A 22,954-nucleotide genomic window follows, 5' to 3' on the forward strand; every position below is an offset into this window, starting at 1 on the left:
GTGGAGACGCCCAGCGTCCCGCTCTCGGTCTGGATCTCCGCCGCCTTCGATCCGGTCCTGATCCTGGTCGCCGTCTGGCTCGGCTGGAAGGCCGATCAGGTCGGCAAGGTGTTCATCGCGGCGCTGGCAGCCCTGGCCAGCTCCGTTCTGGTGTCCTGGCTCATCGCCAGCCTCGGCCTGCCGTGGATCGCCCCGGTCCGGGCGGACATGCCGACCCTGTTCCCGGTCCGGGTCGTCGCGGCCCTTCTCTGGGCGGGCGGGGCCTATGCCGCAAGGCGGATCTCTCGCCGCTAGCCGGTCAGACCGGGGCCGCGCCCGGCGCATCGAGGGCGTTCGAGATCTCGGCCAGCGTCGCCTTCTCGGCATCGCTGACGGCGACGCCGCCGAAGCCCAGGAAGCCGCCTTCCTGGCCGGCCTCCGCCGCTTTTCTCCCGACTTCGCGCAGCCATGCCTTGAACGCCGCCGCGTCCTCGGGGGCCTTGCTGTCGAGGATGCGGGAGACGGCGCGTAATTCCTCTACGGCCTTGCTCTTCACATCCGTGAACTGGCTGTTCTTGAACCGGTTCTGGAACGAGTCACGCACCGCGTCCCGCGTGGCCGGGTCGGCGATGTCGTCCGCCACCGCCTTCACGAGGGGATTGGCGTGAGCATCCTGCTTCGCTTCCAGAAGGGCCCAGCCGCCGGCCATCGATTCCTTCAGCAGGCTCCACACTCCGCCCGGATCCGCCGCCGTGATCGCCATGCTCACGACGATCGGACTTGCGGCGATGCGCGTCCACTCCTCGGGGGTGAAGGTTGCCTTGTCTGCCATTGCGGGGCTCCTGACTTACGGCTCAGCTGTGGTCTGCCTTGGCGTAATGACGAGGCCTCCGCTTGGTTCCGGCCCCGCCTCGCCGCGCGGATGCTTCGGCCGTGACCTGAGCGTGGCGAGAGGACAGCGCGCATGATGCGGAACGGGAAATGGGCCCGACCGTGAGGCCGGGCCCATGAAACGCATACTCTTTTTACGCGTGACGCAAACTTACTGCTGCGGGGCAGGGGTGACCGGGGCAGCCGGAGCGGCCGGTGCCGCCGGAGCAGGCGCGGTCGGGGTGGCCGGCGCCACCGGGGCGGTCGTCGTGCCCGTGGTGGACTCCACTTCCGTTCCGGTGCTTCCGGTCGTGGTCACTTCACGGTCGCCGCCATCGTAGAACAGGAACGCCAGCAGGCCGAGAGCGATAACAAGACCGCCGATCAGGTAAGCAAGTGTGTTCGAGCCGCGTTTCTCGGTCTCGTACACATTGGTTTCGCGATTGTAGACGTTGGGTTCGCGATCCATGGGATCCGTAGCCATTTTAAACTCCTTGACCGTTTTACCTCCCGTTCAACGCCCAATAGCGGATGCGGTTTCATCGCAGCTTGGCAATTATTGTAAATGCCTGTGCATAAATGATAAATCTTCTTAACGAGGTCTCCGTTAATCTGAACGGATGTTCAGATTCAAAAGGGGTTGACCGGGACACCCTCTGGCTCTTACTCCGGGCAGGAAACGTAGAGATACAAAGGCGCGAGACGTCATGAACGCTCCGGTCAATCCCAAGAAACTCATCAAAGGCGCGACAGGCGATTGGGAAATCGTCATCGGCATGGAAATCCATGCCCAGGTGACGAGCCAGGCGAAGCTGTTTTCCGGGGCCTCGACCGCCTTCGGCGGCGACCCGAACAGCCACGTCTCCCTGGTCGACGCGGCCATGCCCGGCATGCTGCCCGTGATCAACGAGGAATGCGTGCGCCAGGCCGTCCGCACGGGCCTCGGGCTCAAGGCGCAGATCAACCTCCGGAGCACCTTCGACCGGAAGAACTATTTCTATCCGGACCTGCCGCAGGGCTACCAGATCAGCCAGTACAAGAGCCCCATCGTGGGCGAGGGCGAGGTGATCGTGGACGTGCCCGAGACCGGCGAGACGATCACGGTGCGGATCGAACGCCTGCACCTGGAGCAGGACGCCGGCAAGTCGATCCACGACCTGCATCCGACCCTGAGCTTCGTCGACCTCAACCGGTCGGGCGTGGCCCTCATGGAGATCGTGTCCAAGCCCGACCTGCGCTCCGCCGACGAGGCCCGCGCCTACGTGACCAAGCTGCGCACGATCCTGCGCTATCTCGGCACCTGCGACGGCGACATGGACAAGGGCAACCTGCGCGCCGACGTGAACGTGTCGGTGCGCCGCCCGGGCGAGGAGTTCGGCACCCGCTGCGAGATCAAGAACGTCAACTCGATCCGCTTCATCGGCCAGGCCATCGAGGTCGAGGCGCGCCGCCAGATCGGCATCATCGAGGATGGCGGCGTCATCGAGCAGGAAACCCGCCTGTTCGATCCGGGCAAGGGCGAGACCCGCTCCATGCGCTCGAAGGAAGAGGCGCACGACTACCGCTACTTCCCCGACCCGGATCTGCTGCCGCTCGAATTCGACCAGGCCTACGTGGACGAGCTCGCACAGCACCTGCCGGAGCTGCCTGACGCCAAGAAGGCCCGGTTCATGGGCGATTACGGTCTCTCGGCCTACGACGCCAGCGTCCTGGTGGCCGAGCGCTCCTCGGCCGACTTCTTCGAAGAGGTCGCCCGCGGCCGCGACGGCAAGGCCGCCGCCAACTGGATCATCAACGAGCTGTTCGGGCGTCTCAACAAGGAGGGCAAGGACATCGGCTCCTCGCCGGTTTCCGCCGCCCAGCTCGGGGCGATCATCGACCTCATCGGCGAGAACGTCATCTCCGGCAAGATCGCCAAGGACCTGTTCGAGATCGTCTTCACCGAGGGCGGGGACCCGCGCGAGATCGTCGAGACCCGCGGCATGAAGCAGGTCACGGATACGGGCGCCATCGAGAAGGCGGTCGACGAGGTGATCGCGGCCAATCCCGAAAAGGTGGAGCAGGCCAAGGCCAAGCCGACCCTGCTCGGCTGGTTCGTCGGCCAGGTCATGAAGCAGACCGGCGGCAAGGCCAATCCGCAGGCGGTGAACGAACTGCTCAAGTCCAAGCTCGGGATCGAGTGATCATGACGGACGTGCTCTCGCGGGCCGATGGGATCGCCGGCCTGCGCCCGGCCGCCGACGCCGATGCGCAGGATCTCTTCGGGCTCCTGTCCCTGTGCTTCGCCGAGTATCCCGGCTGCTTCGTCGATCCGCACGACGACCTGCCGGATCTACGCGCGCCCGGCTCCTCCTTCGATCGCAAGGGCGGGGCCTTCTGGGTCGTCGACGACGAGCGCGGCCGCGTCTGCGCCTGCGTGGCCGTCGACTTTCCTGAGGAGGGGGCGGCGGAGCTGCACCGGCTCTACGTCCGCCCCGACCAGCGCGGCCGGGGCCTCGGCGCCTCCCTCGTGCGCAAGGTGGAAAGCTTCGCCAGGGAGAAGGGCGCGACCCGCATCTTCTTCTGGTCCGACACGCGCTTCACCAATGCCCACCGCCTGTACCAGCGCCTCGGCTATGTGAAGGTCGACGGTCAGCGGGACCTCGGCGACATTTCGGGATCCGTCGAGTACCGGTTCGAGAAGGATCTCTGAGGCGGGTCCGCCCTCAGCGACCTCTTGCAAGATAGGCCCGGCGCCGGAAGGGTCGGGAGCGAGATGAGCTGTCCGATGAAGTTCGTTGCTGCCCTTGCGGCTCTCGTCACCTGTGCAGTTTCGGCCGGAGCGCCGCCTGCCGTCGCGCAGGAGCGTCAGCCCCAGAGCTGGCCGGAGGTGAAATGCGCCCGCTACAAGACGGCCTGGGCCGAGGCGCTCTCGCGCCGCGGCACCCGTGGCCTGGGCCGGGAGTTCCTTGACCGTCACGAGGCCTTCATCGCTTCGGGCTGCACCACGAAGGCCGATGTGTGCCCGCGCTCCGAGGAGGAGCTGGCGCTCGCCAACATCATGGTCGTTGCGGCGATGAATGCCGGTACGGCAAGCACCTTCCCGCCCTTCGCCTGCCGTAAGTAACGGGCCGTTCCCGTCAGGGCGCTGCGACCGCGTACTCCTCCGCATGGCGGTTCGCGATCCGCGTCTGCCAGAGGCACAGGACCGGCGTCACGATCAACTCCATGACGAGCCCGCCGATCATGAAGAGCGAGGGCAGTCCCGTCAGGCCAAGCCCCACGAGCCGGCCGAGCCCGCCGATCACGACGATGAGGGTCAGGAGCCGGAAGCGGTTCGTCTTGTCCTCGATCCCGGGAACGGTGCTCCAGAAGCAGAGGCCGATCCCGAACAGCAGGCCGGACAGGAAACGGAAATGGCTCTCGGCGGAGATGCTGACCGCATCGCCGGTCAGGGCCTGTCCGAACAGGATTCCGTAGAGGCCCGTGGCCGCGGGGATAATCGCCGCGAGGGCGACCGTCTGCTGCAGGAGTTTGCGTTCCCGTTCGATGCTGGCCATGGATCCTCCTGATGAGATTCTGGTCCTTCCGACTCGTGAATCAATCCGCTAGGCTCCGCGCCAACAGCATTATCACGGGGCTCGACCATGCCGGCACGTTTCGAACTTCACGGGATCGCCTTCTCCGGACCGACCTACAAGGTCGGCCTGATGCTCTCCCTCGCGGGCGAGCCTTTCGACTACGTGCACGTGAACATGATGGCGGGCGAGCACAAGCAGCCGCCCCACCTGGCGAAGCAGCGCTTCGGGCAGGTGCCGCTTCTGATCGACCGCAACAACGGCCGGCATCTGTGCCAGTCGGCGGCGATTCTCGAATACGTGTCCGACACCCTCGGGAAATTCGGCGGCGCGACCCTCGACGAGCGCCTGCAGGCGCGCGAGTGGCTCTACTGGGATTTCGACCGCCTGGCTCCGGCCATTTACCGGTCGCGTGCGATCCGGCGCGGCTTCCGCAAGGGCGGGCCTGAGATCCTCGACATGTGCGCCTCCGACGCGGCTGCGGCCCTGACGGTTCTCGACCAGCACCTCGCCGGCAAGAACTGGATCGTGGGGGAGGGCGTCACCATTGCCGATATCGATATCTACGGCGTGCTGGTCTTCGCCGACGATGCAGCTGTCGATCTCGCTCCTTACGCGAATATCTCGGCCTGGATGAAGCGGTTCGAGGCGCTGCCCGGATTCAGTCTGCCCCTGAATCTGCTTCCCATGGAAAATCGCGAAGCGGCATGAGCGATCTTCTGATCCGCCAAGCCGGCGAGGAGGACCTCGAGGCCATCATCCGCCTGCACGAGGAGGACGAACTCGGCTCCCATGGCGATGCCTGGACGCCGGAGAACCGCCCCGCCTACGAGGCCGCCTTCGCGGCGATCGCCGAAAGCAGCGACAACGAACTCTTCGTCGCGGTGAGCGGCGACGAAGTCGTCGGCACGTTCCAGCTCACCTTCATTCCGAACCTGACCGGGCGCGGCGCTCTTCGGGTAAAGGTGGAGAGCGTGAAGGTGAAGGCCGCGCGCCGCTCCGGCGGCATCGGGGCGAAGATGATGGCCTTCGCGGAGAGGTATGCGCGCACCAGGGGCGCCGCCATGCTCGAACTCTCGTCCAACAAGACCCGCACGGATGCCCATCGCTTCTACGAGCGCCTGGGCTTCGCCCGCAGCCATGAGGGCTTCAAGAAGAAGCTTTGAGGCCGCGGTCCGTTAGGCAGGGAGCGACGTTTCCATGAAGGCTGCGAGAAGGAAGCACGTGCTTGCATTCCTGGTCCTCGGCGCGGCCTTCGCGGCTGGCGGGCAGGGCGCGGCCGGCCAGCCGGATGGCGCAAAAAGCCCTTTCGCCGATGCCGACATGAAGTCCGGCACCCAGGCCCGCTGCGAAAACCTTCGCGACCTGACGCAGGGCGTCGAAACCGGAGCGAAACGGGTGGATCTGAGCGTGGTCGGCAGGCTCACCCTCGTTCACTTCGACGGCACGCTCGCCTATCTCGGGCTCTGCGCCGCGCCGAATCCGCAGGTGCTCTGCGTGACCTATGCGACGAACGGCCTGAAGGTGGGAGACGTGGTGGCGGTGGCAGGCGGCTACGGCAGGCCCGACGCCGATCACATCGTCCTCGACCCATGCCTGGCCTCGCCGCCGGATCGGGCGGTGCCATAGGATCGGCCTGCGTTCGACAACCTTCGATTAGGCTTTTCATCCAGTCACCCGCAGCCCTCCTGAGGAGGACCGTCAGGTCCGTCTCGAAGGATGAGGGCGTTTCCAGAGCGCGCTGGACCCTCCTTCGAGACGCCGCTTCGCGGCTCCTCAGGATGAGGGTGGGACGTTCGGCAGAAGGCCGTCGTATGTGGCGGCGTTCAGCGCGGCGCCATTTCCCTCCCCCTTGTGGGGAGGGTTAGGGTGGGGGTGCCGGCGCCATCCACGATCCAGCGGAGCGCTCACACCCCCACCTCCACCTCCTCCCCACAAGGGGGAGGAGAGCAACGCGGTTTCCCGCGAGGTCCGAGGGAAGGAGAGTTCGCGCAGCGCTATTCTTGCGAGCCTTTGACCGACCCCACTCCACAGCCTTCATCTTGAGGAGGTCCAGCGCGCGCAGGAGATGCCCTTATCCGTCGAGACAATCCGCGAATGAGGGCTCCGCGACGAGCCGGTTTTCAGAGGGGCTTGCGGAAGTACACGACCCGCTCCGTTTCCTCGAAGCCGAGGGAGGCGTGCATCTGCTGGGACGCGAGGTTGTGGAGCTCGACGTCGGAGGCGAACTCGGAGCAGCCACGATCCCGGGCCCATGCTTCGACGGCTCGGCACAACAGGCCGGCGACGCCGCGCCTCCTGTAGGGCGGATCCACGTAGATCCCTTCGAGAAAGGCGACCGGAGAGCTCGTGCAACCGTTCACGTAATCCCGGCGCAGGGTGGCCTCGGCGAAACCCGCAGCCGCGCCTTCAGGCGTCCGGGCGAGAAAGGCCGTGGCGCGGTCCGGCTGCTCCAACAGCGCGGCGGCCTCCTCGCGGTGCATGTCCTTCGTCGCGTCCGGCCACAGGGCATGGCGGAGGGAGGCCCAGTCGTCGAGGTGCTTCCAGGTGCAGGGCTCGATGCGTATGAGGCCTCCTCCGCCGCCGATTCAGGCTCCGGGAGTATTCCCGGATCGGGCGCCGGAGGAAAGCCGCGTCAGACCTTGTTGCCCTTGAGGCGGGCGTTGCAGGCGCTCCAGAACTTCGGCCACTTCATGCCGGCCTCCATCTTGCCGCCGGCCTTCGCCTCCTTCCACTCGGCGCTGCACTTCGTCATGCGCTCACGGGCGGCGAGCTGCGCGGCGGTGGGCTCCTTCTTCGGCTCGGTCTCGGCGGCGGCCAGCGGCGTGCCCAGGGACATGGCGATCATGGTGGCAAGAGCGGTGCGCAGGACGCGGTTCGTCATCGAATTCCCCCATCGGCCCCTTCGTTGCGAGGGGCGCAAGTAACCTCAATGAAATAACAGAACGATATTTCTTCGTCTAAGGGGGTAACAGGCCTTTTCACCAGATTTCGTTGCGCCAGATAGTGTCCGGCCCGATCTTATGTCTTACACAGACTGACGAAGTCCTGAACCGAGGAGTGGCACGTCATGGCGGCTTCCGCCCAGCAACAGCCGATCGATCTCTATTATTGGCCGACGCCGAACGGATGGAAAATCACCATCATGCTCGAGGAGTGCGGGCTGCCCTATACGGTCCATCCGGTGAACATCGGCAAGGGCGACCAGTTCAAGCCCGAGTTCCTGGCGATCTCGCCCAACAACCGGATGCCGGCCATCGTCGATCCGGAAGGGCCGGACGGAAAGCCCATCTCGGTTTTCGAGTCGGGGGCGATCCTGCAGTATCTCGGCCGCAAGACCGGGCAGTTCTATCCCCGGGACGAGCGCCAGCGGGTCGAGGTCGACCAGTGGCTGTTCTGGCAGATGGGCGGTTTCGGTCCCATGCTCGGCCAGACGCATCATTTCCGCATCTATGCGCCGGAGCAGGTGCCCTACGCCATCAACCGCTACACCAACGAGGCCAATCGCCTCTACGGGGTGCTGAACAAGCGCCTCGCCGACCGGGAATACGTGGCGGGCGAATACTCGATCGCCGACATGTCCATCGTGGGCTGGGCCAAGCTCTGGGAGCGCCAGGGCCAGAACATCGAGGATTTCCCTCACGTGAAGCGCTGGCTCGAGACCATGCTGGCCCGCCCTGCGGTCGAGAGGGGCCTGAAGGTCAGTTCCGAAATCCGCCAGAACAACGACATGCAGGATCCGGCGGTCCAGGCTGTGCTCTTCGGCCAGAAGGCGCGGTAAGAGCTCCGTTCTTCGTCACGGCCGGGCTTGTCCCGGCCGCAGACATTCTACTCGTCGCGCCGATCCTGTGCGGAATGCCGGATTGGAACAGGGCGGGCGCCTCCACGTTGGCGCAGAAGTGCAGCGCGGAGGGACGGCAATGGAAGGCGGTGCGATCTGGCTTGGGACCATTGCTACGATCCTCGTCGTCTCCGTCGTCCTCGTCGGCGTCGCGACAATCTTGAGGAAGCGCAGGCGGTCGCAAAAGCCCTGAGACGCCAAGATAGAGTTCCCCGCACCTTCGATGGATCGGGCGAAGCCGCGGTACAGGCGTGCGCGCGAATTCGCCCGTCCATGAGGATGAGCGGCGTTACTTCAGCTTTGCCCAGGTCTGCGAGCGGCAGATGAGGCCGCCCAGGACGCAGCCGGAGAGCTGCATGGACTTGCCCTGGAAGCTCATCTTGCCCGTGTAGGTTCTCCCGTCCTTGTAGTTGTAGAGCTGGCCGGTGAAGCCGTCGCCGGACGGCTGGATGTTCGAGATCATCCGGACGCCCACGAGGCTGCGCCCGCGCAGGTTCGGATCGGGATTGGCGGCGTCCTTCGCGTCGCCCTGGACGCTGACGATCGTGCCGCAATAGGCCTGCCCGCACTTGGCGATGCGAACCCGGGTCTCTCCGGTTTCGCTCAGGTACGTGCCGCTCGGATCGGCGCCCTGGGCCTGGGCCGCGCCCGTCAGCGCGAGAAGGCCGAGGGCAGCCAGAATGGTCGATTTCATGGTTCACTCCCGATAAGCCGGTCTTCAGCCGGACCGGTCGCAAGGAGATTAGGGTCCGGGCCCGGCCTTTCCAAGCCTTGCCTTTCGCGGGCGCGAAAAGCCCCTTGAGGGGAGGGGGGAGCGCCGCTATAAGCGCCGCACTTCCTGAAATTCTTCTCTTCCAATAGCGAGTAGCCATGGCCACCGAGCGTACTTTCTCCATCATCAAGCCCGACGCGACCGAGCGGAACCTCACCGGCGCCATCAACGCCGTCATCGAGAAGGCCGGCCTGCGCATCGTGGCGCAGAAGCGCGTCCTCATGAGCCGCCGCGAGGCCGAGACTTTCTACGCCGTCCACAAGGAGCGTCCCTTCTTCGGCGAGCTCGTGGACTTCATGATCTCCGGCCCGGTGGTCGTGCAGGTCCTGGAAGGCGAGAACGCCGTGGCCCGCTACCGCGAGATCATGGGCGCCACCAACCCGGAGAGCGCTGCCGAGGGCACGATCCGCAAGCTCTACGCCAAGTCGATCGGCGAGAACTCGGTCCACGGCTCCGACAGCCAGGACAACGCCAAGATCGAGATCGCCCAGTTCTTCGCGGGCAACGAGATCGTGGGCTGAGGCTCCACCGCACCTGACGCAAAAGGCCGCCTCCGGGCGGCCTTTTCATTTGTCCCTCCCTCCCGCATCATGCCGCCGCCATGAACCAAGCGCCCCGCATCGAACACCGCCCGTCGGTCTGCCCGCATGACTGCCCCTCGACCTGCTCCCTGAAGGTGGAGGTCATCGACGGGCGCACCATCGGGCGGGTGCATGGGGCGCAGACCAACCGCTACACGGCCGGCGTCATCTGCGCGAAGGTGGCGCGCTATTCGGAGCGCATCCACCATCCGGACAGGCTCCTGCATCCCCTGAGACGCACGGGGCCGAAAGGCTCGGGGCAGTTCGAGCGGATCTCGTGGGACGAAGCCCTCGACACCGTGGCCCGCAGGTTCCTGGAAGCGGAACAGGAGTTCGGTTCGGAATCCGTCTGGCCCTATTACTACGCGGGCACCATGGGCTACGTGATGCGCGACGGCATCAACCGCCTGCGCCACGTGAAGCGCTATTCGGGCCAATACTCCACCATCTGCACCGCCACCGCCTATACGGGCTTCGTGGCCGGCACCGGCAAGCTCGCCGGGCCCGATCCGCGCGAGATGGCGGTTTCCGACTGCATCGTGATCTGGGGCACCAACCCGGTTCATACCCAGGTCAACGTGATGACCCATGCCATGCGCGCCCGCAAGGAGCGCGGGGCCAAGATCGTCGCCATCGACATCTACATGAACCCGACCATGAAACAGGCCGACATGGCGCTGCTGGTCCGGCCGGGCACCGACGGCGCGCTCGCCTGCGCGGTCATGCACGTGCTCTTCCGCGACGGCCATGCCGACTGGGATTACCTGAACCGCTACACGGATTACCCGCGCGAGCTCGAGGAGCATCTGCGCAGCCGCGACCCCGCCTGGGCCTCAGCCATCACGGGACTGACGGTCGAGGAGATCGAGGCCTTCGCCAAGCTCGTGGGCGAGCGCAGGCGCACCTTCTTCCGCCTGGGCTACGGCTTCGGGCGCCAGCGCAACGGCTCGATCAACATGCACGCCGCCTCCTGCGTCGCGGCCGTGACGGGCGCCTGGCGGCACGAGGGCGGCGGGGCCTTCCACATCAACAGCGCGATCTATCGCTGGAACAAGGCCCTGATCGAGGGACACGACGCCATCGACCCGACGATCCGCAGGCTCGACCAGTCTCAGATCGGGCGGGTGCTCACGGGCGACGCCCAGGCGCTCTACGACGGTCCGCCCGTGAAGGCGATGCTGATCCAGAACACCAATCCGGTCTCCGTCGCCCCCGAGCAGGAGTTGGTGAAGCGGGGCTTCGCCCGCGAGGATCTGTTCGTCTGCGTCCACGAGCAGTTCATGACCGAGACGGCCCTGATGGCCGATATCGTCCTGCCGGCGACCATGTTCATGGAGCACGACGATCTCTATTCGGGCGGCGGGCACCAGTATTTCCAGCTCGGCGCCAAGCTCGTCGATCCGCCCGGCGAGTGCCGCTCCAACCACGAGGTGATCCGCGAAATCGCCGCGCGCGTCGGCGCGGAGCATCGCGGCTTCGACATGGAACCGCGGGAGATCGTCGACTGGACCCTGCGGAATTCCGGCTGGGACGGCATCGAGACCCTGGAGGAGCAGGTGCATGTGGATGCGCAGCCCTCCTTCGAGGAAGCGCACTATCTCAACGGCTTCGCCTATCCGGACGGCAAGTTCCGCTTCAAGCCGGATTGGACCAAGGTGCCGTCCTCCAACAACGGCCCGATGGGGCCGTGGGCGGAGATCCCGGCCTTCCCGGACCATTGGGCGGTGATCGAGGAGGCGACCGAGGAGCATCCCTTCCGCCTCGCCACCAGCCCGGCCAGGAACTTCCTCAACTCCACCTTCACCGAAACGCCGACGTCCAAGACCAAGGAAGGGCGGCCCGAGGTGATGATCCACCCCGTCGACGCCGAGCGGCAGGGTATCGTGGACGGGGACTGGGTGAAGCTGAAGAACAACCGCGGCGAGGTATACCTGCGGGCTCGTCTCTTCGAGGGCGTCCGGCGCGGGGTGCTGATCGCGGAATCCATCTGGCCCAACGCGGCCCACCCCTACGGGCGGGGCATCAACACCCTCACGGGCGCCGATCAGGTCGCGCCCTACGGTGGGGCGGCCTTCCACGACAACCGGGTGGCCCTGGAGAAGGCGGCTCCCGACCCGGCGGCGGTGCCTCGGGCGATGACGAGGCAAGAGCGGATCGAGCCGGTCGTTGGCTAAGTCTTAAGGCTATTTCAGCCTTGCCCTTGACCCTGCCCGGCCAAGCCTATCCTTAAGCTTGAATGTTTCATTGTCTCCAAGGGGTCTCCATGACATCCGCTCTTCGCACGTTGCTGGCCGCCGCCGCCATCGCCGCTTCGACGACCGCCGCCTTCGCGGCGGCCTCCAACATGCCGACCCAGTACCAGCCCGATCCGGCCCTGAAGACCGCCAGCATGGGTGAGCTTCGCGCCCGCGTCAGCCAAGCCTGCGCCGTGACCCAGGCCCGCCTCCAGAACGTGAGCGAGACCTCGCTGTCCCGCAAATGCGACTGCTATGCCGGGCGGACCATGCGCGCCTTGAGCACCGACGAGGTCCAGGCCTATCGCGATACGGGCGTGTTCAACGACACCGCCCGCGCCAAGGCCCTCGGCGCCATCGATTCCTGCAACCTGCAGCGCCCGGCGCTGTAGTTCCGAGGATCGGGGTTCCCGTCATGGCCGGGCTTGTCCCGGCCATTTACGTTTCAGGGCCACAGCCCTGAAACGGCGTGGATCCCCGGGACCTGGAAACATGGGCGGGCGATAGCCGAGAGCTAATGCGGCGAGTGCAGCGCTCCGCCTGCGTCCCATTCTTCGGAGAACACGACGCGCCCGGCTTCCAGGCGGGCCCTGCCGCTGCAGATCAGGTCCAGCGCCTTCGGATAGAGCAGGTGCTCCTGGACGAGGATGCGCTTCGCCAGGCTCTCTTCCGTATCGCCCGGCACGACCGGCACGGCCGCCTGGGCGACGATGGGGCCCGCATCCAGCTCCGGCACCACGAAGTGAACCGTGCAGCCGTGGACCAGCACGCCTTCCTCCAGCGCCCGCCGATGGGTGTGGATGCCGCGGAACAGGGGCAGGAGGGAAGGGTGGATGTTGATCATCCGACCGGCCCAGCTCTCCACGAACCAGTCGGTCAGGACCCGCATGAAACCCGCAAGGCAGATGAACTCGATGCCCCGTTCCCGCAGCGCCGAATCCAGGGCCTGCTCGAAGCTCTCGCGGGAGGCATGGGCCTTGTGGTCGATGGCCAGGGTTTCGATCCCCGCAGCCCGCGCCCGCTCCAGCCCTTCGGCGTCGGGCCGGTTCGACAGGACGAGAGCGATTTCCGCTGGGTAATCCGGCGCGCGCGCCGCCTCCATGAGCGAGGCCATGTTGGAGCCCCGCCCCGAGATCAGGATGGCGACGCGGCGGCGGGACATCAGAGCTTCAGGCTGCCCGCCGTCCGGACCTGATCGCCGCCGTCATGGGCGATGGTCTCGCCGATGCGGACCGGGCTTTCGCCGGCGTCGCGCAGCCGCTGCATGACCGCGTCCGCCTGAGCGGCATCCGCCACCACGATCATGCCGATGCCGCAATTGAAGGTGCGCAGCATTTCGGCCTCGGCGACGCCGCCGGTCTTGGCGAGCCAGCCGAAGACGGACGGGACCGGAATGGCGTCGAGGTCGAGGCGCACGCCGATGCCGTCGGGCAGGACGCGCGGGATGTTGTCCGGAAAGCCGCCGCCGGTGATGTGGCACAGGGCGTTGACGCCCTCGCCGCCCTTCAGGACCTGCAGCAGGGACTTCACGTAGATCCGGGTCGGCTCCAGCAGGGCCTCGGCGAGGGTTTTGCCCGCCGCGAACGGGGCGGGCGCGTCCCAGGCGAGGCCGGAATGCTCGACGATCCGGCGCACGAGGGAGAAGCCGTTGGAATGCACGCCCGAGGAGGGCAGGCCGATCAGCACGTCGCCGGCTTTCACGGCCTTCGGGAGCAGGGTGCCGCGCTCGGCGGCGCCCACGGCGAAGCCGGCGAGATCATAGTCGCCCTTGGCGTAAAGCCCCGGCATTTCGGCGGTCTCGCCGCCGATCAGGGCGCAGCCCGCCTGACGGCAGCCGTCGGCGATGCCCTTGACGATGTGAACGCCCACCTCCGGCGAGAGTTTTCCGGTGGCGAAATAGTCGAGGAAGAACAGGGGCTCGGCGCCCTGGACGATGATGTCGTTCACGCACATGGCCACGAGGTCGATGCCGATCGTGTCGTGGATGCCCGTGTCGATGGCGATCTTCACCTTGGTGCCGACGCCGTCGTTGGCGGCGACGAGGATCGGGTCCTTGAAGCCGGCGGCCTTGAGGTCGAACAGCCCGCCGAACCCGCCGATTTCCGCGTCCGCTCCCGGGCGGCGCGTGGCGCGCACCAAGGGCTTGATCTGGTCGACCATGGCATTGCCCGCGTCGATGTCGACGCCCGCCTGCGCATAGGTCAGGCCGTTCTGCTGTTTCTCGCTCATCCGCAGTCCCCGTCTCACCGGGGGCAGTAAGGCGAGAGGGGGGCGAAAGGCAAGGGGCTTTCGCCGGAAAGAACCGCGATACCCCCGCCTGCCGTCCCCGCTATCCCCATGCGGTTGCGGCCCGATTGAACTCGTGCCCGCGACCCGCCATCATCTTCTCCGATGACCATTCCGAACCTCATCACCATCGGGCGCCTCATCATCGTGCCTTTCGTGATCGTCATGATCATGCAGGAGCGGTGGGGGACGGCGTTCGTCCTGTTCGCGATTGCAGGCATCTCGGACGGGGTCGACGGGTTCATTGCCCGGCATTTCGACATGAAGAGCGAGCTCGGGGCCTATATCGATCCCCTGGCGGACAAGTCGCTCCTCGTGTCGATCTATATCTCGCTCGCCGTCGTGGGGGCCATTCCGAGCTGGCTCGCCATCGTGGTCGTGTCGCGCGACGCCATGATCGTGGCGGCGGTGATGCTGTCCTGGGTCATGAGCCGCCCCGTCGAGATCAAGCCGCTCCTCGTCAGCAAGCTGAACACGGCGGCCCAGATCGGGTTTGCGGCCTTTGCCCTTGCGGCAAATGCCTATGGGGCCGACCTCGCCGGCCTCGAAGAAGTGGCCATGCTGGTGGTGGCCGCCTTGACCGTGGCTTCCGCCGGTGCCTATCTCGGTGGCTGGCTTCGGCACATGTCGGGCTGAGGTGGAGTCTTGCGGAAGATGGGACCGAGATGACGATCCAACGGCAGATCGCATTCTGGATCGCGGCGCTGGTGGTGACGGTGATCCTGCTGTTCGCCCTGCGCACCATCCTCCTGCCTTTCGTGGCGGGCTTCGCCCTGGCTTATCTGCTCGATCCCCTGGCGGACCGGCTGCAGCGTGTCGGGATCGGCCGGCTGGGCGCCAGCCTCGTCATCCTCATCCTGTTCGTGCTTTTCTTCATCCTGACCCTGGTGGTGCTGATCCCGTTCGGCGCCCAGCAGCTCGGCGCCCTGGTCGAACGCCTGCCGAGCTATGTGGCCCGCCTTCAGCAGCTGGCGGTGGAGCAGGGCGGACCGCTGATCGAGCGGCTGGGCGGGCGCACCGCGCTGCCCCAGATGCAGACCTCGGTCGGCAACCTGGTCTCCCAGGGCATCGCCTGGCTCGGAGCCTTCCTCCAGTCCCTGTGGTCGGGCGGGCAGGCCCTGCTCAGCATCTTTTCGCTGCTCGTGGTGACGCCGGTCGTGGCCTTCTACATGCTGGTGGACTGGGACCGCATGGTCAGGACGGTGGATTCCTGGCTGCCCATGAAACACCGGGAGACGGTGCGCGCCATCGCCCGCGACATCGACCACGCCATCGCGGGCTTCGTGCGCGGTCAGGCGATGGTCTGCATCATCCTCGGCACCTTCTATGCGGTCGGGCTGTCGATGATCGGGCTCAATTTCGGTGCCGTGATCGGCATGACGTCGGGAATCCTGAGCTTCATCCCCTATGTGGGCTCTCTCACCGGGCTCATCCTCTCCATGGGCGTCGCCATCGTGCAGTTCTGGCCCGACTGGACCATGATCCTCGCCACCCTGGGGATCTTCGTCTTCGGCCAGTTCGTGGAGGGCAACATCCTGTCCCCGAAGCTGGTCGGGGATTCCGTGGGGCTCCACCCGGTCTGGCTGATGTTCGCGCTCCTGGCCTTCGGCTCCCTGTTCGGCTTCGTCGGGCTCCTGCTCGCGGTGCCGCTGGCCGCGGCCATCGGGGTCATCGCGCGCTTCGCCCTGGGGCAGTACCTGGCGAGCCCGCTCTATCGCGGCGGCGAGCCCGTCATCCTGATACCGAGGGCCGATGCCGATGCGTGAGGCTCCCAAGCAGCTGGCCTTCGACCTGCCTCTCGACCCGCGCTACGGGCGCGAGGACTTTCTCGTCAGCCCCTCCAACGAGCGGGCCTATGCCTGCATCGAAGGCTGGCCGGGCTGGCCGGACACGATCCTGCTCCTGAGAGGCCCGCGCGGCAGCGGCAAGAGCCATCTGGCGTCGATCTGGGCTGAGACCGCCCATGCCTGGACCGTGGACGCCGCCGAGGTGGCCGGGGACAAGGTGCCCCATCTGGTGTCCAACGGCGCCCTGGCCATCGAGGACGTGGATCGGGGCATCCGGGACGAGGCGGCCCTGTTCCATCTCCTCAACCTGGCGCGGGAACGGAAGGCCTATCTGCTCCTCACCTGCGAGACGCCGCCCGATCAGTGGGGCATCAGGACGCCGGACCTGCTCTCGCGCCTGCGTCTCGCGCCTGCCGTCGAGCTGGAAGCGCCCGACGACGCCCTGCTGAAGGCGGTTCTGGTCAAGCTGTTCGTCGACCGGCAACTCGTGGTCGATACCAGCGTTGTCGATTACATCGCATTGCGGATCGAGCGGTCGCTGGCGAAGGCCTCCGAACTTGTGACCCTCCTCGACAAGGAAGCCCTGAGCCGGGGGCGGCGCGTCTCCCGGGCCATCGCGGCCGAGATCCTTGGCGCCGCTCAAGAAATGGATGAGACCGAGTGAAGTCCGATTCAGACGCCCTGTCCCCGATCCGTCGTGAAACCGTCACGAAGTCCAAATCAAAACGGAAGCCGCAGAAGAAGGTGGCGGAGGACGACGTGCGTAGTGCCCTGGTGTTGGACGAGGCGGAGATCGTCAGCGAGGCTCCGCTGCCGAAGGCCCCGCCCGAGGTGGAGTTCGACGGCGCGGTCCTGAGGCAGTTTCCGCAGCGTTTCATCAATCGCGAATTGTCGTGGCTCCAGTTCAACCGGCGCGTCCTCGAAGAGGCCTCGAACCGCAATCATCCGCTGCTGGAGCAGCTGCGCTTCCTGTCGATTTCCGCCGACAACCTCGACGAGTTCTTCATGGTGCGCGTCGCGGGCCTGCGCGGGCAGGTGCGTTCCGGCGTGGCCACGGCCTCGCAGGACGGCCTGACGCCGCAGGAACAGCTGGCGAAGATCGCCGTCGCCGTGTCGAACCTCGCTTCCGACCAGCAGCGGCGCTGGCGCGAGCTGAGGGATGCCTTGCAGGAGGAGGGGATCTTCCTCGTCGAGGGCACGGAGCTGACGAAGTCCGAAGCCTCGTGGCTCGAGGACTACTTCCACAACCTCATCTTCCCGGTTCTCACGCCGCTCGCCATCGATCCGGCGCATCCGTTCCCGTTCATCCCGAATCTGGGGCTTTCCATTGCGCTCAAGCTTGCGCGCCAGAGCGACGGAAAGGTGCTGAACGCGCTCATCCGCCTGCCGGCCCGGGCCGAGCGCTTCATCCGCCTGCCGGATTTCGCCGAAACCGGCGCGAGCCGCTTCATCGCCTTGGAGCAGATCATCGCGCTCTACACGACCCGGCTCTTTCCCGGCTACAACGTGCAGGGGCAGGGCGCTTTCCGGGTCATCCGCGATTCCGATATCGAGGTGGAGGAGGAGGCCGAGGATCTGGTGCGCCTGTTCGAAACGGCCCTCAAGCAGCGCCGCCGCGGCAGCGTGATCCGGCTCGAGGTCGAATCCGCCATGCCGGAGGACCTGCGCCTGTTCGTGGCCGAGGAATCGGAAATCTCCGACGAGGAGCTCTTCGTGGTCGAGGGGATGCTCGCCCTCAACGAGCTGTCCCAGCTCGTGGGCCTGGAGCGGCCGGACCTCAAGTTCAAACCCTACAACCCCCGCTTCCCCGAGCGCATCCGCGAGCATGGCGGTGATTGCTTCGCCGCCATCCGCCAGAAGGACATCATCGTCCACCATCCCTACGAATCCTTCGATGCGGTGGTGCAGTTCCTGTCCCAGGCGGCGCGGGACCCGAACGTGGTGGCGATCAAGCAGACGCTCTACCGCACCTCGAACGACTCCCCCATCGTCGCCGCCCTCGCCGAAGCGGCGGAGGCGGGCAAGTCGGTCACCGCCCTCGTGGAGCTGAAGGCCCGCTTCGACGAGGAGGCCAATATCCGCTGGGCCCGCAATTTGGAGCGGGCGGGCGCCCAGGTGGTGTTCGGCTTCATCGAGCTGAAGACCCACGCCAAGCTGTCCATGGTGGTCCGCCGCGAGGGCGGGCAGCTCATCACCTATTGCCACGTGGGCACGGGCAACTACCACCCCATCACGGCGCGCATCTACACGGACCTGTCCTATTTCACCGCCGACCCGGTGGTCAGCCGCGACGTCTCGCGCATCTTCAACTTCGTGACCGGCTACGCGGAGCCCGCCGAGCTGGAGCGCATGGCGGTGTCTCCGCTGACGCTCAAGAAGCGCCTGCTGCAGCACATCGAGGAGGAGATCGCCCATGCCAAGGCGGGGCGCCCGGCGGCGATCTGGGGCAAGTGCAACTCCCTGGTGGACCCGGTCATCATCGACGCGCTCTACGACGCCAGCGCGGCCGGCGTGCAGGTGGACCTGATCGTGCGCGGCATCTGCTGCCTCCGCCCGGGCATTCCCGGCCTGTCGGAGAACATCCGGGTCAAGTCCATCGTCGGCCGCTTCCTGGAGCACACGCGGATCTATGCCTTCGGCAACGGTCAGGCCCTGCCGAACCCGAAGGCCCACGTGGCGATCTCGTCCGCCGACCTCATGTCGCGCAACCTCGACCGCCGGGTGGAGGCCTATCTTCCGATCCTCAACCCGACCGTGCACCAGCAGGTGCTGGACCAGATCATGCTGGCGAATCTGCTCGACAACGAGCAGAGCTGGACGGTGCTGCCCGACGGCTCCAGCCAGAGGGTCGTGCCGTCGAAGGGTGAGGAACCATTCAACGCGCACAAGTATTTCATGACAAATCCGAGTCTGTCGGGCCGTGGAAAATCTCTCAAGACGTCTAGCCCCAAAGCCCTCGCGAAGCGCGGGCAACGCTGACATGCAGGCCCTGGGGCGCGAGGCGCAGGGACGGCTGAAGATCGGCCGCCCGGTCGCCACCATCGATATCGGCTCGAACTCGGTCCGCCTCGTGGTCTACGAGGGAATGACCCGCGCGCCGACGCCGATCTACAACGAGAAGGTTCTCTGCGGCCTGGGGCGCCACGTGGCGACCACCGGCCGCCTCGATGACGACGCGGTGGAGCGGGCGCTGAGGGCGCTCGCCCGCTTCCGGGTGCTGTGCGGCACCATGGGGGTCTCGGACATCTTCGTGATGGCGACCGCGGCCGCCCGCGACGCCTCCAACGGACCGGCCTTCCTGGAGGCGGCCGCCCGAACCTGCGGCCAGGACATCGAGCTCCTGTCCGGGGCCCGCGAGGCCCAGCTTTCCGCGCTCGGCGTGGTGTCGGGCTTCTATGGGCCCGACGGCATCGTGGGCGACATGGGCGGCGGCAGCCTGGAGTTGGTGGACGTGAAGGGCACGCGGGTGGGGCAGGGCATCACCATGCCCCTCGGCGGCCTCGCCCTGCAGGACCTGAGCGGCGGATCGCCCAAGAAGGCCCAGAGGATCATCCGCAGCGCCTTGGAGCGGGCGCCGGAATACCTGGAGAACCTTCATGGCCGCACGTTCTATGCGGTGGGCGGAACGTGGCGCGCACTGGCGCGGCTCCATCAGGCGGCCAAGGATTATCCTCTGCACGTGATGCACGGCTACGTCATCAATCCCGAGGACGGGCTCGACTTCCTGCATCTCGTGGAGGAGGTCGATACCAAGACCCTCAAGGACATCGAAAGCGTCTCGGAGGCCCGCCGGCCGCTCCTCGCCTATGGGGCGATGCTGCTCGAGGAGATCATCCGGCTCGGCGAGCCGAAGGAGATCGCCATCTCCGCCTACGGCGTGCGCGAAGGCGTGCTGTACGAGAAGCTCGACGGCGCGGCCCGCGAGCAGGATCCGCTGGTTTCGGCCGCCGGCGACCTCAATCTCCTGCGCTCCCGGTCTCCCGGCCACGGCGAGGAGCTGTGGGACTGGACCAACCGATTCATGGAGAGCCTGGGACTGCCCGAGACCGAGAACGAGCGCCGGCTCCGGCACGCGGCCTGCCTTCTGGCCGATATCGGCTGGCGCGCCCATCCGGACTACCGCGGCGAGCAGAGCCTCAACCTCATCGCCTACGGCGCCTTCGCGGGGCTCGACCACGCGGGCCGCGCCTATCTGGCCCTGTCGATCTTCTTCCGGCACGAGGGGCTGAACCCGGACAAGGTCAGCTCGCGGATCAAGGCCCTTGCCGGAACCCGGCTGATGGAGCGGGCCCGCCTGCTCGCGGCCCTGATGCGCGTGGCCTATCCGGTTTCGGTCGGCATGGAAGGTGTCCTGCCGAGGACCCCGCTGACCGTCCACGACGGCGAGGTGATCCTGCAGCTCCCGGGCGAGATGGGGGCCCTGGCCAACGAACGCCTCACGGGGCGCATGAAGGCTCTGGGCAAGCTGCTCAACCTGAGGGCCGGGATCGAGATCGAAGGATAGGGCCGCCCTGCGGGCGACCGTGCCTCGGCTGGGGCAGGAATGATCCCGAAGGGTGCCGGTCATCGGTTGAAACGCATCCTCGTCATGTCATTCCGGGGTCGCGAAGCGGAGCCCGGAACCCATAACCGTTGACGATGCAGGACGAGACGGGACGCATCCCGCCTTATTCCGAGACCCCAGTGTTTATGGGTTCCGGGCTCGGCCCTTTGGCCGCCCCGGAATGACGACAGAGGGTTCCCCTTCCGCCGCCTGTGCCGTTCTCGGCGAGAGACGAATGCGATCTTCAGCGTAACGCCATATGAGCCCGCTGATTGGTGCCTAAGCCACCTCGGCCCGGGCCAGATCGCGCAGGACCACGCGGCCGCGCTCCATGGCGAGGCCCAGTTGCCCGTTCTTGAGGGCGAGCGCCTTTTCGCCGAACAGGGTGCGGCGCCAGCCGTGGAGGGAGGGGACATCGGCCGCGTCGCTCTCGGCGATGGCCTCCAGCTCCTCGACCGTGGCGATGATCTTGGGGGCGACGCCTTCCTGCTCGGCCACGGCCTTCAGCAGCACCTTCAGGAGCTCGACCACGGCGCCGGCCGCCCCGCGCCCGCGGGAGCGCTCCGGCATCGGCACGGTGGCCGGGTCGCGGGTCAGGCCGCGTTCCACCGCCTCGATGATGTCGGCCCCCGTGCGGGAGCGTTCGAAGCCGTTCGGGATCGAGCGGAGGCGTCCCAGCGCCTCGACGCTGCGGGGGGCCGAAACGGCCACGTCGATGAGGGCGTCGTCCTTGAGGATGCGGCCGCGGGGCACGTCCCGGTTCTGGGCCTCGCGCTCGCGCCAGGCGGCGACCTCCATGAGGACGGCGACCTCCTTGGACTTGCGCAGGCGGCCCGCGAGGCGGCGCCAGGCGTTGTCCGGATCGGCCTGATAGGTCTCGGGCGAGGTGAGGACGGACATCTCCTCGCTCAGCCACTCGAGACGACCGTTCTTCTTGAGCTGGGCGATGAGCGCCTCGTAGACCTTCACCAGGTGGGTGACGTCGGAAAGGGCATAGGTGAGCTGGGCATCCGTCAGGGGGCGGCGCGACCAGTCGGTGAAGCGGGAGGACTTGTCCACCCGCGCCTTGGCGAGGTCGTTGACGAGCTGCTCGTAGGAGACCGAATCCCCGTAGCCGCAGACCATGGCGGCGATCTGTGTGTCGAACAGGGGCGCAGGCACGAGGCCGCCCAGGTTCCAGACGATCTCCAGGTCCTGCCGGGCGGAATGGAAGACCTTGACCACGTTCCCGTCGGCCATGAGGGCCATGAAGGGATCGAGGCTGATGCCCTCGGCCAGCGGATCGATGAGATAAGCGTCCGCCGGGTCGGGGCCCGCCATCTGGATCAGGCAGAGCTTGGGATAATAGGTGGTCTCGCGCAGGAACTCCGTATCGACGGTAACGAACGGATGAGCGGCGAGGCGGGTGCAGGCGGCAGCCAGGGCGTCGGTCGTGGTGATCAAGTCCATGTGAAGGCTTTTAGCGGAACGCGAGCGATCCCGCGACTCCCAAGTTTAGGCCGATCTGGCCGCTTTCCTACGTTCTTTCGCCTGCCGCTCCGCCCGCTTCATGAGCCAGTCGAGGATGTTGCGGTCGACCACCAGGCCGGTTTCCGCATCCTCCAGGCGCTCGATCCGGTCCACCCGGAAGCCGCGATAGCCGTCATCGGCCATGTCGATGCCCCCGAGCAGCATCTTGCCGGGCCCGACCTTCAGCTCGCGCGCGATCACCCAGCGCCGGGTCGCATTGCCGGCCTGGTCCACATAGTCGATCTCGAGAGCGCCATCGAAAGGATAGACGTGCCAATTCCCCTCGATCCGCTCCTCGTTGGGAGCGTTCCGGCCGTGATTCAGCAGGGATGTCGCCTGGTTCGTCATCATGTATAGGATATGGGAATTCACGCTTTGTTCCGCAAGATTCCCAGGGCCCGAGATCGAGCAAAACCCGCTGAAAAACAAAGGGTTCGGCTCTTGGAGGAAGGAGGGTCTGCGCTCCGCCGGTAGGCGCGCTCTGACGCCACCCTGATCGGGGCAGGAGGCCAGCCTCCGCCTAGGCCGGGACCTCGGCGAAATGCCAGAGGATTCCGGAGGGGTCGAACACATAGGCCACCCGCAATCCCACGGCTCCAGCTTCGGCGGTCGCGGGGCCTGGACCCCGTATCTCCCGGTTAGATCAAGGGAGGCGATACGGCCCCACCAGGCGTCCAGATCGTCCACGCGGGCGTGGAAGACGAAGTTCTCCGCCCAGTCCTTCACGTAGAAGTCCTGCAGGAAGAAGGCGCATTCGCCGAGCCGCACGTCGGCCATGCGGTCGCCGACCGGTGCGACCGCGAAGCCGAGGTCGGCATAGAACCGCTGGCTTCGGGCGAAGTCCCGGGCCGGCACGAAGGGCCGAAGGGACTGGATCGCTCCGCCGCCGCCGACAGGGGGTGTTTTCGCCATCTCCGGTCGCTCCTTGCCCTTCGGTTACACAGCCTCGCTTGCGAGGAATAAAAGCACGGAGACACGCTGAGCGCGACCCCATT

At 66.5% G+C, this 22,954-nt stretch carries 26 protein-coding genes; 16 read left to right on the top strand and 10 right to left on the bottom strand.

Annotated features, from left to right (window positions below; translation table 11 throughout):
* Positions 1 to 294 carry a hypothetical protein gene (locus tag ACFOYU_RS06210; protein WP_226742061.1) on the top strand — a complete coding sequence of 98 codons (294 nt, stop codon included), beginning with the start codon at positions 1 to 3 and terminating at the stop codon, positions 292 to 294.
* A gap of 4 nt (positions 295 to 298) precedes the next feature.
* Here the strand turns inward: ACFOYU_RS06210 and ACFOYU_RS06215 are convergent, their stop codons facing one another.
* Both ACFOYU_RS06215 and ACFOYU_RS06220 read right to left on the bottom strand, forming a co-directional pair.
* Positions 299 to 811 (bottom strand): hypothetical protein, encoded by a 513-nt coding sequence (locus tag ACFOYU_RS06215; protein ID WP_226742060.1) that lies wholly within the window; start codon positions 809 to 811, stop codon positions 299 to 301.
* Between the two features lie 210 nt (positions 812 to 1,021).
* A complete protein-coding gene (locus tag ACFOYU_RS06220; protein WP_377032894.1) occupies positions 1,022 to 1,333 on the bottom strand; it encodes a hypothetical protein in 312 nt (103 codons plus the stop codon).
* Between the two features lie 223 nt (positions 1,334 to 1,556).
* On the opposite strand from ACFOYU_RS06220, the gene gatB reads away from it, so the two are divergent.
* The 3 genes from gatB to ACFOYU_RS06235 all read left to right on the top strand — a co-directional run bounded on the left by gatB (position 1,557) and on the right by ACFOYU_RS06235 (position 3,955).
* Complete coding sequence (gene gatB / locus ACFOYU_RS06225; RefSeq protein WP_377032895.1) at positions 1,557 to 3,032, top strand: Asp-tRNA(Asn)/Glu-tRNA(Gln) amidotransferase subunit GatB; 1,476 nt, start codon at positions 1,557 to 1,559, stop codon at positions 3,030 to 3,032.
* Between the two features lie 2 nt (positions 3,033 to 3,034).
* A complete protein-coding gene (locus ACFOYU_RS06230) occupies positions 3,035 to 3,541 on the top strand; it encodes a GNAT family N-acetyltransferase (RefSeq protein WP_377032896.1) in 507 nt (168 codons plus the stop codon).
* Between the two features lie 75 nt (positions 3,542 to 3,616).
* Positions 3,617 to 3,955: a hypothetical protein gene (locus ACFOYU_RS06235; RefSeq protein WP_377032897.1), complete on the top strand. Its 339-nt coding sequence runs from the start codon at positions 3,617 to 3,619 to the stop codon at positions 3,953 to 3,955.
* Between the two features lie 13 nt (positions 3,956 to 3,968).
* On the opposite strand, the gene ACFOYU_RS06240 is transcribed toward ACFOYU_RS06235, so the two are convergent.
* Positions 3,969 to 4,379, bottom strand: a complete 411-nt coding sequence (locus ACFOYU_RS06240; RefSeq protein WP_377032946.1) for a DUF4345 domain-containing protein — start codon at positions 4,377 to 4,379, stop codon at positions 3,969 to 3,971.
* Positions 4,380 to 4,475: 96 nt separating this feature from the next.
* On the opposite strand from ACFOYU_RS06240, the gene ACFOYU_RS06245 reads away from it, so the two are divergent.
* Genes ACFOYU_RS06245 through ACFOYU_RS06255 form a run of 3 tightly spaced genes read left to right on the top strand, consistent with a single transcriptional unit; the run spans position 4,476 to position 6,035 of the window.
* A complete protein-coding gene (locus ACFOYU_RS06245; RefSeq protein WP_226742055.1) occupies positions 4,476 to 5,117 on the top strand; it encodes a glutathione S-transferase family protein in 642 nt (213 codons plus the stop codon).
* Positions 5,114 to 5,572, top strand: a complete 459-nt coding sequence (locus tag ACFOYU_RS06250; protein WP_377032898.1) for a GNAT family N-acetyltransferase — start codon at positions 5,114 to 5,116, stop codon at positions 5,570 to 5,572. The genes ACFOYU_RS06245 and ACFOYU_RS06250 overlap by 4 nt, the downstream gene beginning before the upstream one ends.
* Before the next feature lie 34 nt (positions 5,573 to 5,606).
* Complete coding sequence (locus ACFOYU_RS06255) at positions 5,607 to 6,035, top strand: hypothetical protein (protein ID WP_377032899.1); 429 nt, start codon at positions 5,607 to 5,609, stop codon at positions 6,033 to 6,035.
* A 494-nt stretch (positions 6,036 to 6,529) separates the two neighbouring features.
* On the opposite strand, the gene aac(6') is transcribed toward ACFOYU_RS06255, so the two are convergent.
* Both aac(6') and ACFOYU_RS06265 read right to left on the bottom strand, forming a co-directional pair.
* Positions 6,530 to 6,973: an aminoglycoside 6'-N-acetyltransferase gene (gene aac(6'), locus ACFOYU_RS06260; RefSeq protein WP_226742052.1), complete on the bottom strand. Its 444-nt coding sequence runs from the start codon at positions 6,971 to 6,973 to the stop codon at positions 6,530 to 6,532.
* Positions 6,974 to 7,041: 68 nt separating this feature from the next.
* The gene (locus ACFOYU_RS06265; RefSeq protein WP_377032900.1) at positions 7,042 to 7,290 is read right to left on the bottom strand and encodes a hypothetical protein; all 249 of its coding nucleotides are present in this window, start codon (positions 7,288 to 7,290) and stop codon (positions 7,042 to 7,044) included.
* Between the two features lie 186 nt (positions 7,291 to 7,476).
* On the opposite strand from ACFOYU_RS06265, the gene ACFOYU_RS06270 reads away from it, so the two are divergent.
* The gene (locus tag ACFOYU_RS06270) at positions 7,477 to 8,187 is read left to right on the top strand and encodes a glutathione S-transferase N-terminal domain-containing protein (RefSeq protein WP_226742050.1); all 711 of its coding nucleotides are present in this window, start codon (positions 7,477 to 7,479) and stop codon (positions 8,185 to 8,187) included.
* 349 nt (positions 8,188 to 8,536) lie between these two features.
* On the opposite strand, the gene ACFOYU_RS06275 is transcribed toward ACFOYU_RS06270, so the two are convergent.
* A complete protein-coding gene (locus ACFOYU_RS06275) occupies positions 8,537 to 8,941 on the bottom strand; it encodes a DUF2147 domain-containing protein (protein WP_226742049.1) in 405 nt (134 codons plus the stop codon).
* A gap of 176 nt (positions 8,942 to 9,117) precedes the next feature.
* On the opposite strand from ACFOYU_RS06275, the gene ndk reads away from it, so the two are divergent.
* From ndk to ACFOYU_RS06290, 3 genes are all read left to right on the top strand, one after another.
* Complete coding sequence (gene ndk, locus ACFOYU_RS06280) at positions 9,118 to 9,540, top strand: nucleoside-diphosphate kinase (protein WP_226742048.1); 423 nt, start codon at positions 9,118 to 9,120, stop codon at positions 9,538 to 9,540.
* An 80-nt stretch (positions 9,541 to 9,620) separates the two neighbouring features.
* Complete coding sequence (locus tag ACFOYU_RS06285) at positions 9,621 to 11,774, top strand: molybdopterin-dependent oxidoreductase (RefSeq protein ID WP_377032901.1); 2,154 nt, start codon at positions 9,621 to 9,623, stop codon at positions 11,772 to 11,774.
* An 89-nt stretch (positions 11,775 to 11,863) separates the two neighbouring features.
* Positions 11,864 to 12,226, top strand: coding sequence for a hypothetical protein (locus ACFOYU_RS06290; RefSeq protein WP_226742046.1), 363 nt, complete (start codon positions 11,864 to 11,866; stop codon positions 12,224 to 12,226).
* Positions 12,227 to 12,348: 122 nt separating this feature from the next.
* On the opposite strand, the gene purN is transcribed toward ACFOYU_RS06290, so the two are convergent.
* On the bottom strand, positions 12,349 to 12,996 hold the full coding sequence (purN, locus tag ACFOYU_RS06295) for a phosphoribosylglycinamide formyltransferase (protein WP_377032902.1): 648 nt from the start codon (positions 12,994 to 12,996) through the stop codon (positions 12,349 to 12,351).
* Positions 12,996 to 14,063: a phosphoribosylformylglycinamidine cyclo-ligase gene (purM, locus tag ACFOYU_RS06300; protein WP_377032903.1), complete on the bottom strand. Its 1,068-nt coding sequence runs from the start codon at positions 14,061 to 14,063 to the stop codon at positions 12,996 to 12,998. Before purM ends, purN begins: the two co-directional genes overlap by 1 nt.
* Before the next feature lie 162 nt (positions 14,064 to 14,225).
* On the opposite strand from purM, the gene ACFOYU_RS06305 reads away from it, so the two are divergent.
* From ACFOYU_RS06305 to ppx, 5 genes are all read left to right on the top strand, one after another.
* A complete protein-coding gene (locus tag ACFOYU_RS06305; RefSeq protein WP_226742043.1) occupies positions 14,226 to 14,756 on the top strand; it encodes a CDP-alcohol phosphatidyltransferase family protein in 531 nt (176 codons plus the stop codon).
* Between the two features lie 29 nt (positions 14,757 to 14,785).
* The gene (locus tag ACFOYU_RS06310; protein WP_226742042.1) at positions 14,786 to 15,886 is read left to right on the top strand and encodes an AI-2E family transporter; all 1,101 of its coding nucleotides are present in this window, start codon (positions 14,786 to 14,788) and stop codon (positions 15,884 to 15,886) included.
* Complete coding sequence (locus tag ACFOYU_RS06315) at positions 15,879 to 16,571, top strand: DnaA ATPase domain-containing protein (protein ID WP_226742041.1); 693 nt, start codon at positions 15,879 to 15,881, stop codon at positions 16,569 to 16,571. The genes ACFOYU_RS06310 and ACFOYU_RS06315 overlap by 8 nt, the downstream gene beginning before the upstream one ends.
* A gap of 128 nt (positions 16,572 to 16,699) precedes the next feature.
* The gene (locus ACFOYU_RS06320) at positions 16,700 to 18,886 is read left to right on the top strand and encodes an RNA degradosome polyphosphate kinase (protein ID WP_377032947.1); all 2,187 of its coding nucleotides are present in this window, start codon (positions 16,700 to 16,702) and stop codon (positions 18,884 to 18,886) included.
* Between the two features lies 1 nt (position 18,887).
* A complete protein-coding gene (gene ppx / locus ACFOYU_RS06325) occupies positions 18,888 to 20,411 on the top strand; it encodes an exopolyphosphatase (RefSeq protein ID WP_377032904.1) in 1,524 nt (507 codons plus the stop codon).
* A 318-nt stretch (positions 20,412 to 20,729) separates the two neighbouring features.
* Here ppx and rnd read toward each other — a convergent pair whose 3' ends face one another.
* Positions 20,730 to 21,899, bottom strand: coding sequence for a ribonuclease D (gene rnd / locus ACFOYU_RS06330; protein WP_377032905.1), 1,170 nt, complete (start codon positions 21,897 to 21,899; stop codon positions 20,730 to 20,732).
* 45 nt (positions 21,900 to 21,944) lie between these two features.
* Complete coding sequence (locus ACFOYU_RS06335; protein WP_377032906.1) at positions 21,945 to 22,871, bottom strand: hypothetical protein; 927 nt, start codon at positions 22,869 to 22,871, stop codon at positions 21,945 to 21,947.
* Positions 22,872 to 22,954 lie beyond the last annotated feature (83 nt).

This window comes from Microvirga sp. GCM10011540 (assembly GCF_042650665.1).
Classification (GTDB): Bacteria; Pseudomonadota; Alphaproteobacteria; order Rhizobiales; family Beijerinckiaceae; genus Microvirga; species Microvirga lenta.

What these genes read in the sequence shown, in the direction of transcription:
- ACFOYU_RS06285 (WP_377032901.1), top strand. Translation starts at nt 9,621, where the DNA reads ATGAACCAAGCGCCCCGCATCGAACACCGCCCGTCGGTCTGCCCGCAT.
- ACFOYU_RS06310 (WP_226742042.1), top strand. Translation starts at nt 14,786, where the DNA reads ATGACGATCCAACGGCAGATCGCATTCTGGATCGCGGCGCTGGTGGTG.
- purM (WP_377032903.1), bottom strand. Translation starts at nt 14,063, where the DNA reads ATGAGCGAGAAACAGCAGAACGGCCTGACCTATGCGCAGGCGGGCGTC.
- gatB (WP_377032895.1), top strand. Translation starts at nt 1,557, where the DNA reads ATGAACGCTCCGGTCAATCCCAAGAAACTCATCAAAGGCGCGACAGGC.
- ACFOYU_RS06255 (WP_377032899.1), top strand. Translation starts at nt 5,607, where the DNA reads ATGAAGGCTGCGAGAAGGAAGCACGTGCTTGCATTCCTGGTCCTCGGC.
- ACFOYU_RS06305 (WP_226742043.1), top strand. Translation starts at nt 14,226, where the DNA reads ATGACCATTCCGAACCTCATCACCATCGGGCGCCTCATCATCGTGCCT.
- rnd (WP_377032905.1), bottom strand. Translation starts at nt 21,899, where the DNA reads ATGGACTTGATCACCACGACCGACGCCCTGGCTGCCGCCTGCACCCGC.
- ACFOYU_RS06250 (WP_377032898.1), top strand. Translation starts at nt 5,114, where the DNA reads ATGAGCGATCTTCTGATCCGCCAAGCCGGCGAGGAGGACCTCGAGGCC.
- ACFOYU_RS06235 (WP_377032897.1), top strand. Translation starts at nt 3,617, where the DNA reads ATGAAGTTCGTTGCTGCCCTTGCGGCTCTCGTCACCTGTGCAGTTTCG.
- ACFOYU_RS06275 (WP_226742049.1), bottom strand. Translation starts at nt 8,941, where the DNA reads ATGAAATCGACCATTCTGGCTGCCCTCGGCCTTCTCGCGCTGACGGGC.
- ACFOYU_RS06230 (WP_377032896.1), top strand. Translation starts at nt 3,035, where the DNA reads ATGACGGACGTGCTCTCGCGGGCCGATGGGATCGCCGGCCTGCGCCCG.
- ACFOYU_RS06245 (WP_226742055.1), top strand. Translation starts at nt 4,476, where the DNA reads ATGCCGGCACGTTTCGAACTTCACGGGATCGCCTTCTCCGGACCGACC.
- ACFOYU_RS06335 (WP_377032906.1), bottom strand. Translation starts at nt 22,871, where the DNA reads ATGGCGAAAACACCCCCTGTCGGCGGCGGCGGAGCGATCCAGTCCCTT.
- ACFOYU_RS06290 (WP_226742046.1), top strand. Translation starts at nt 11,864, where the DNA reads ATGACATCCGCTCTTCGCACGTTGCTGGCCGCCGCCGCCATCGCCGCT.
- ACFOYU_RS06215 (WP_226742060.1), bottom strand. Translation starts at nt 811, where the DNA reads ATGGCAGACAAGGCAACCTTCACCCCCGAGGAGTGGACGCGCATCGCC.
- ACFOYU_RS06265 (WP_377032900.1), bottom strand. Translation starts at nt 7,290, where the DNA reads ATGACGAACCGCGTCCTGCGCACCGCTCTTGCCACCATGATCGCCATG.
- ACFOYU_RS06270 (WP_226742050.1), top strand. Translation starts at nt 7,477, where the DNA reads ATGGCGGCTTCCGCCCAGCAACAGCCGATCGATCTCTATTATTGGCCG.
- ndk (WP_226742048.1), top strand. Translation starts at nt 9,118, where the DNA reads ATGGCCACCGAGCGTACTTTCTCCATCATCAAGCCCGACGCGACCGAG.
- purN (WP_377032902.1), bottom strand. Translation starts at nt 12,996, where the DNA reads ATGTCCCGCCGCCGCGTCGCCATCCTGATCTCGGGGCGGGGCTCCAAC.
- ACFOYU_RS06315 (WP_226742041.1), top strand. Translation starts at nt 15,879, where the DNA reads ATGCGTGAGGCTCCCAAGCAGCTGGCCTTCGACCTGCCTCTCGACCCG.
- ppx (WP_377032904.1), top strand. Translation starts at nt 18,888, where the DNA reads ATGCAGGCCCTGGGGCGCGAGGCGCAGGGACGGCTGAAGATCGGCCGC.
- ACFOYU_RS06220 (WP_377032894.1), bottom strand. Translation starts at nt 1,333, where the DNA reads ATGGCTACGGATCCCATGGATCGCGAACCCAACGTCTACAATCGCGAA.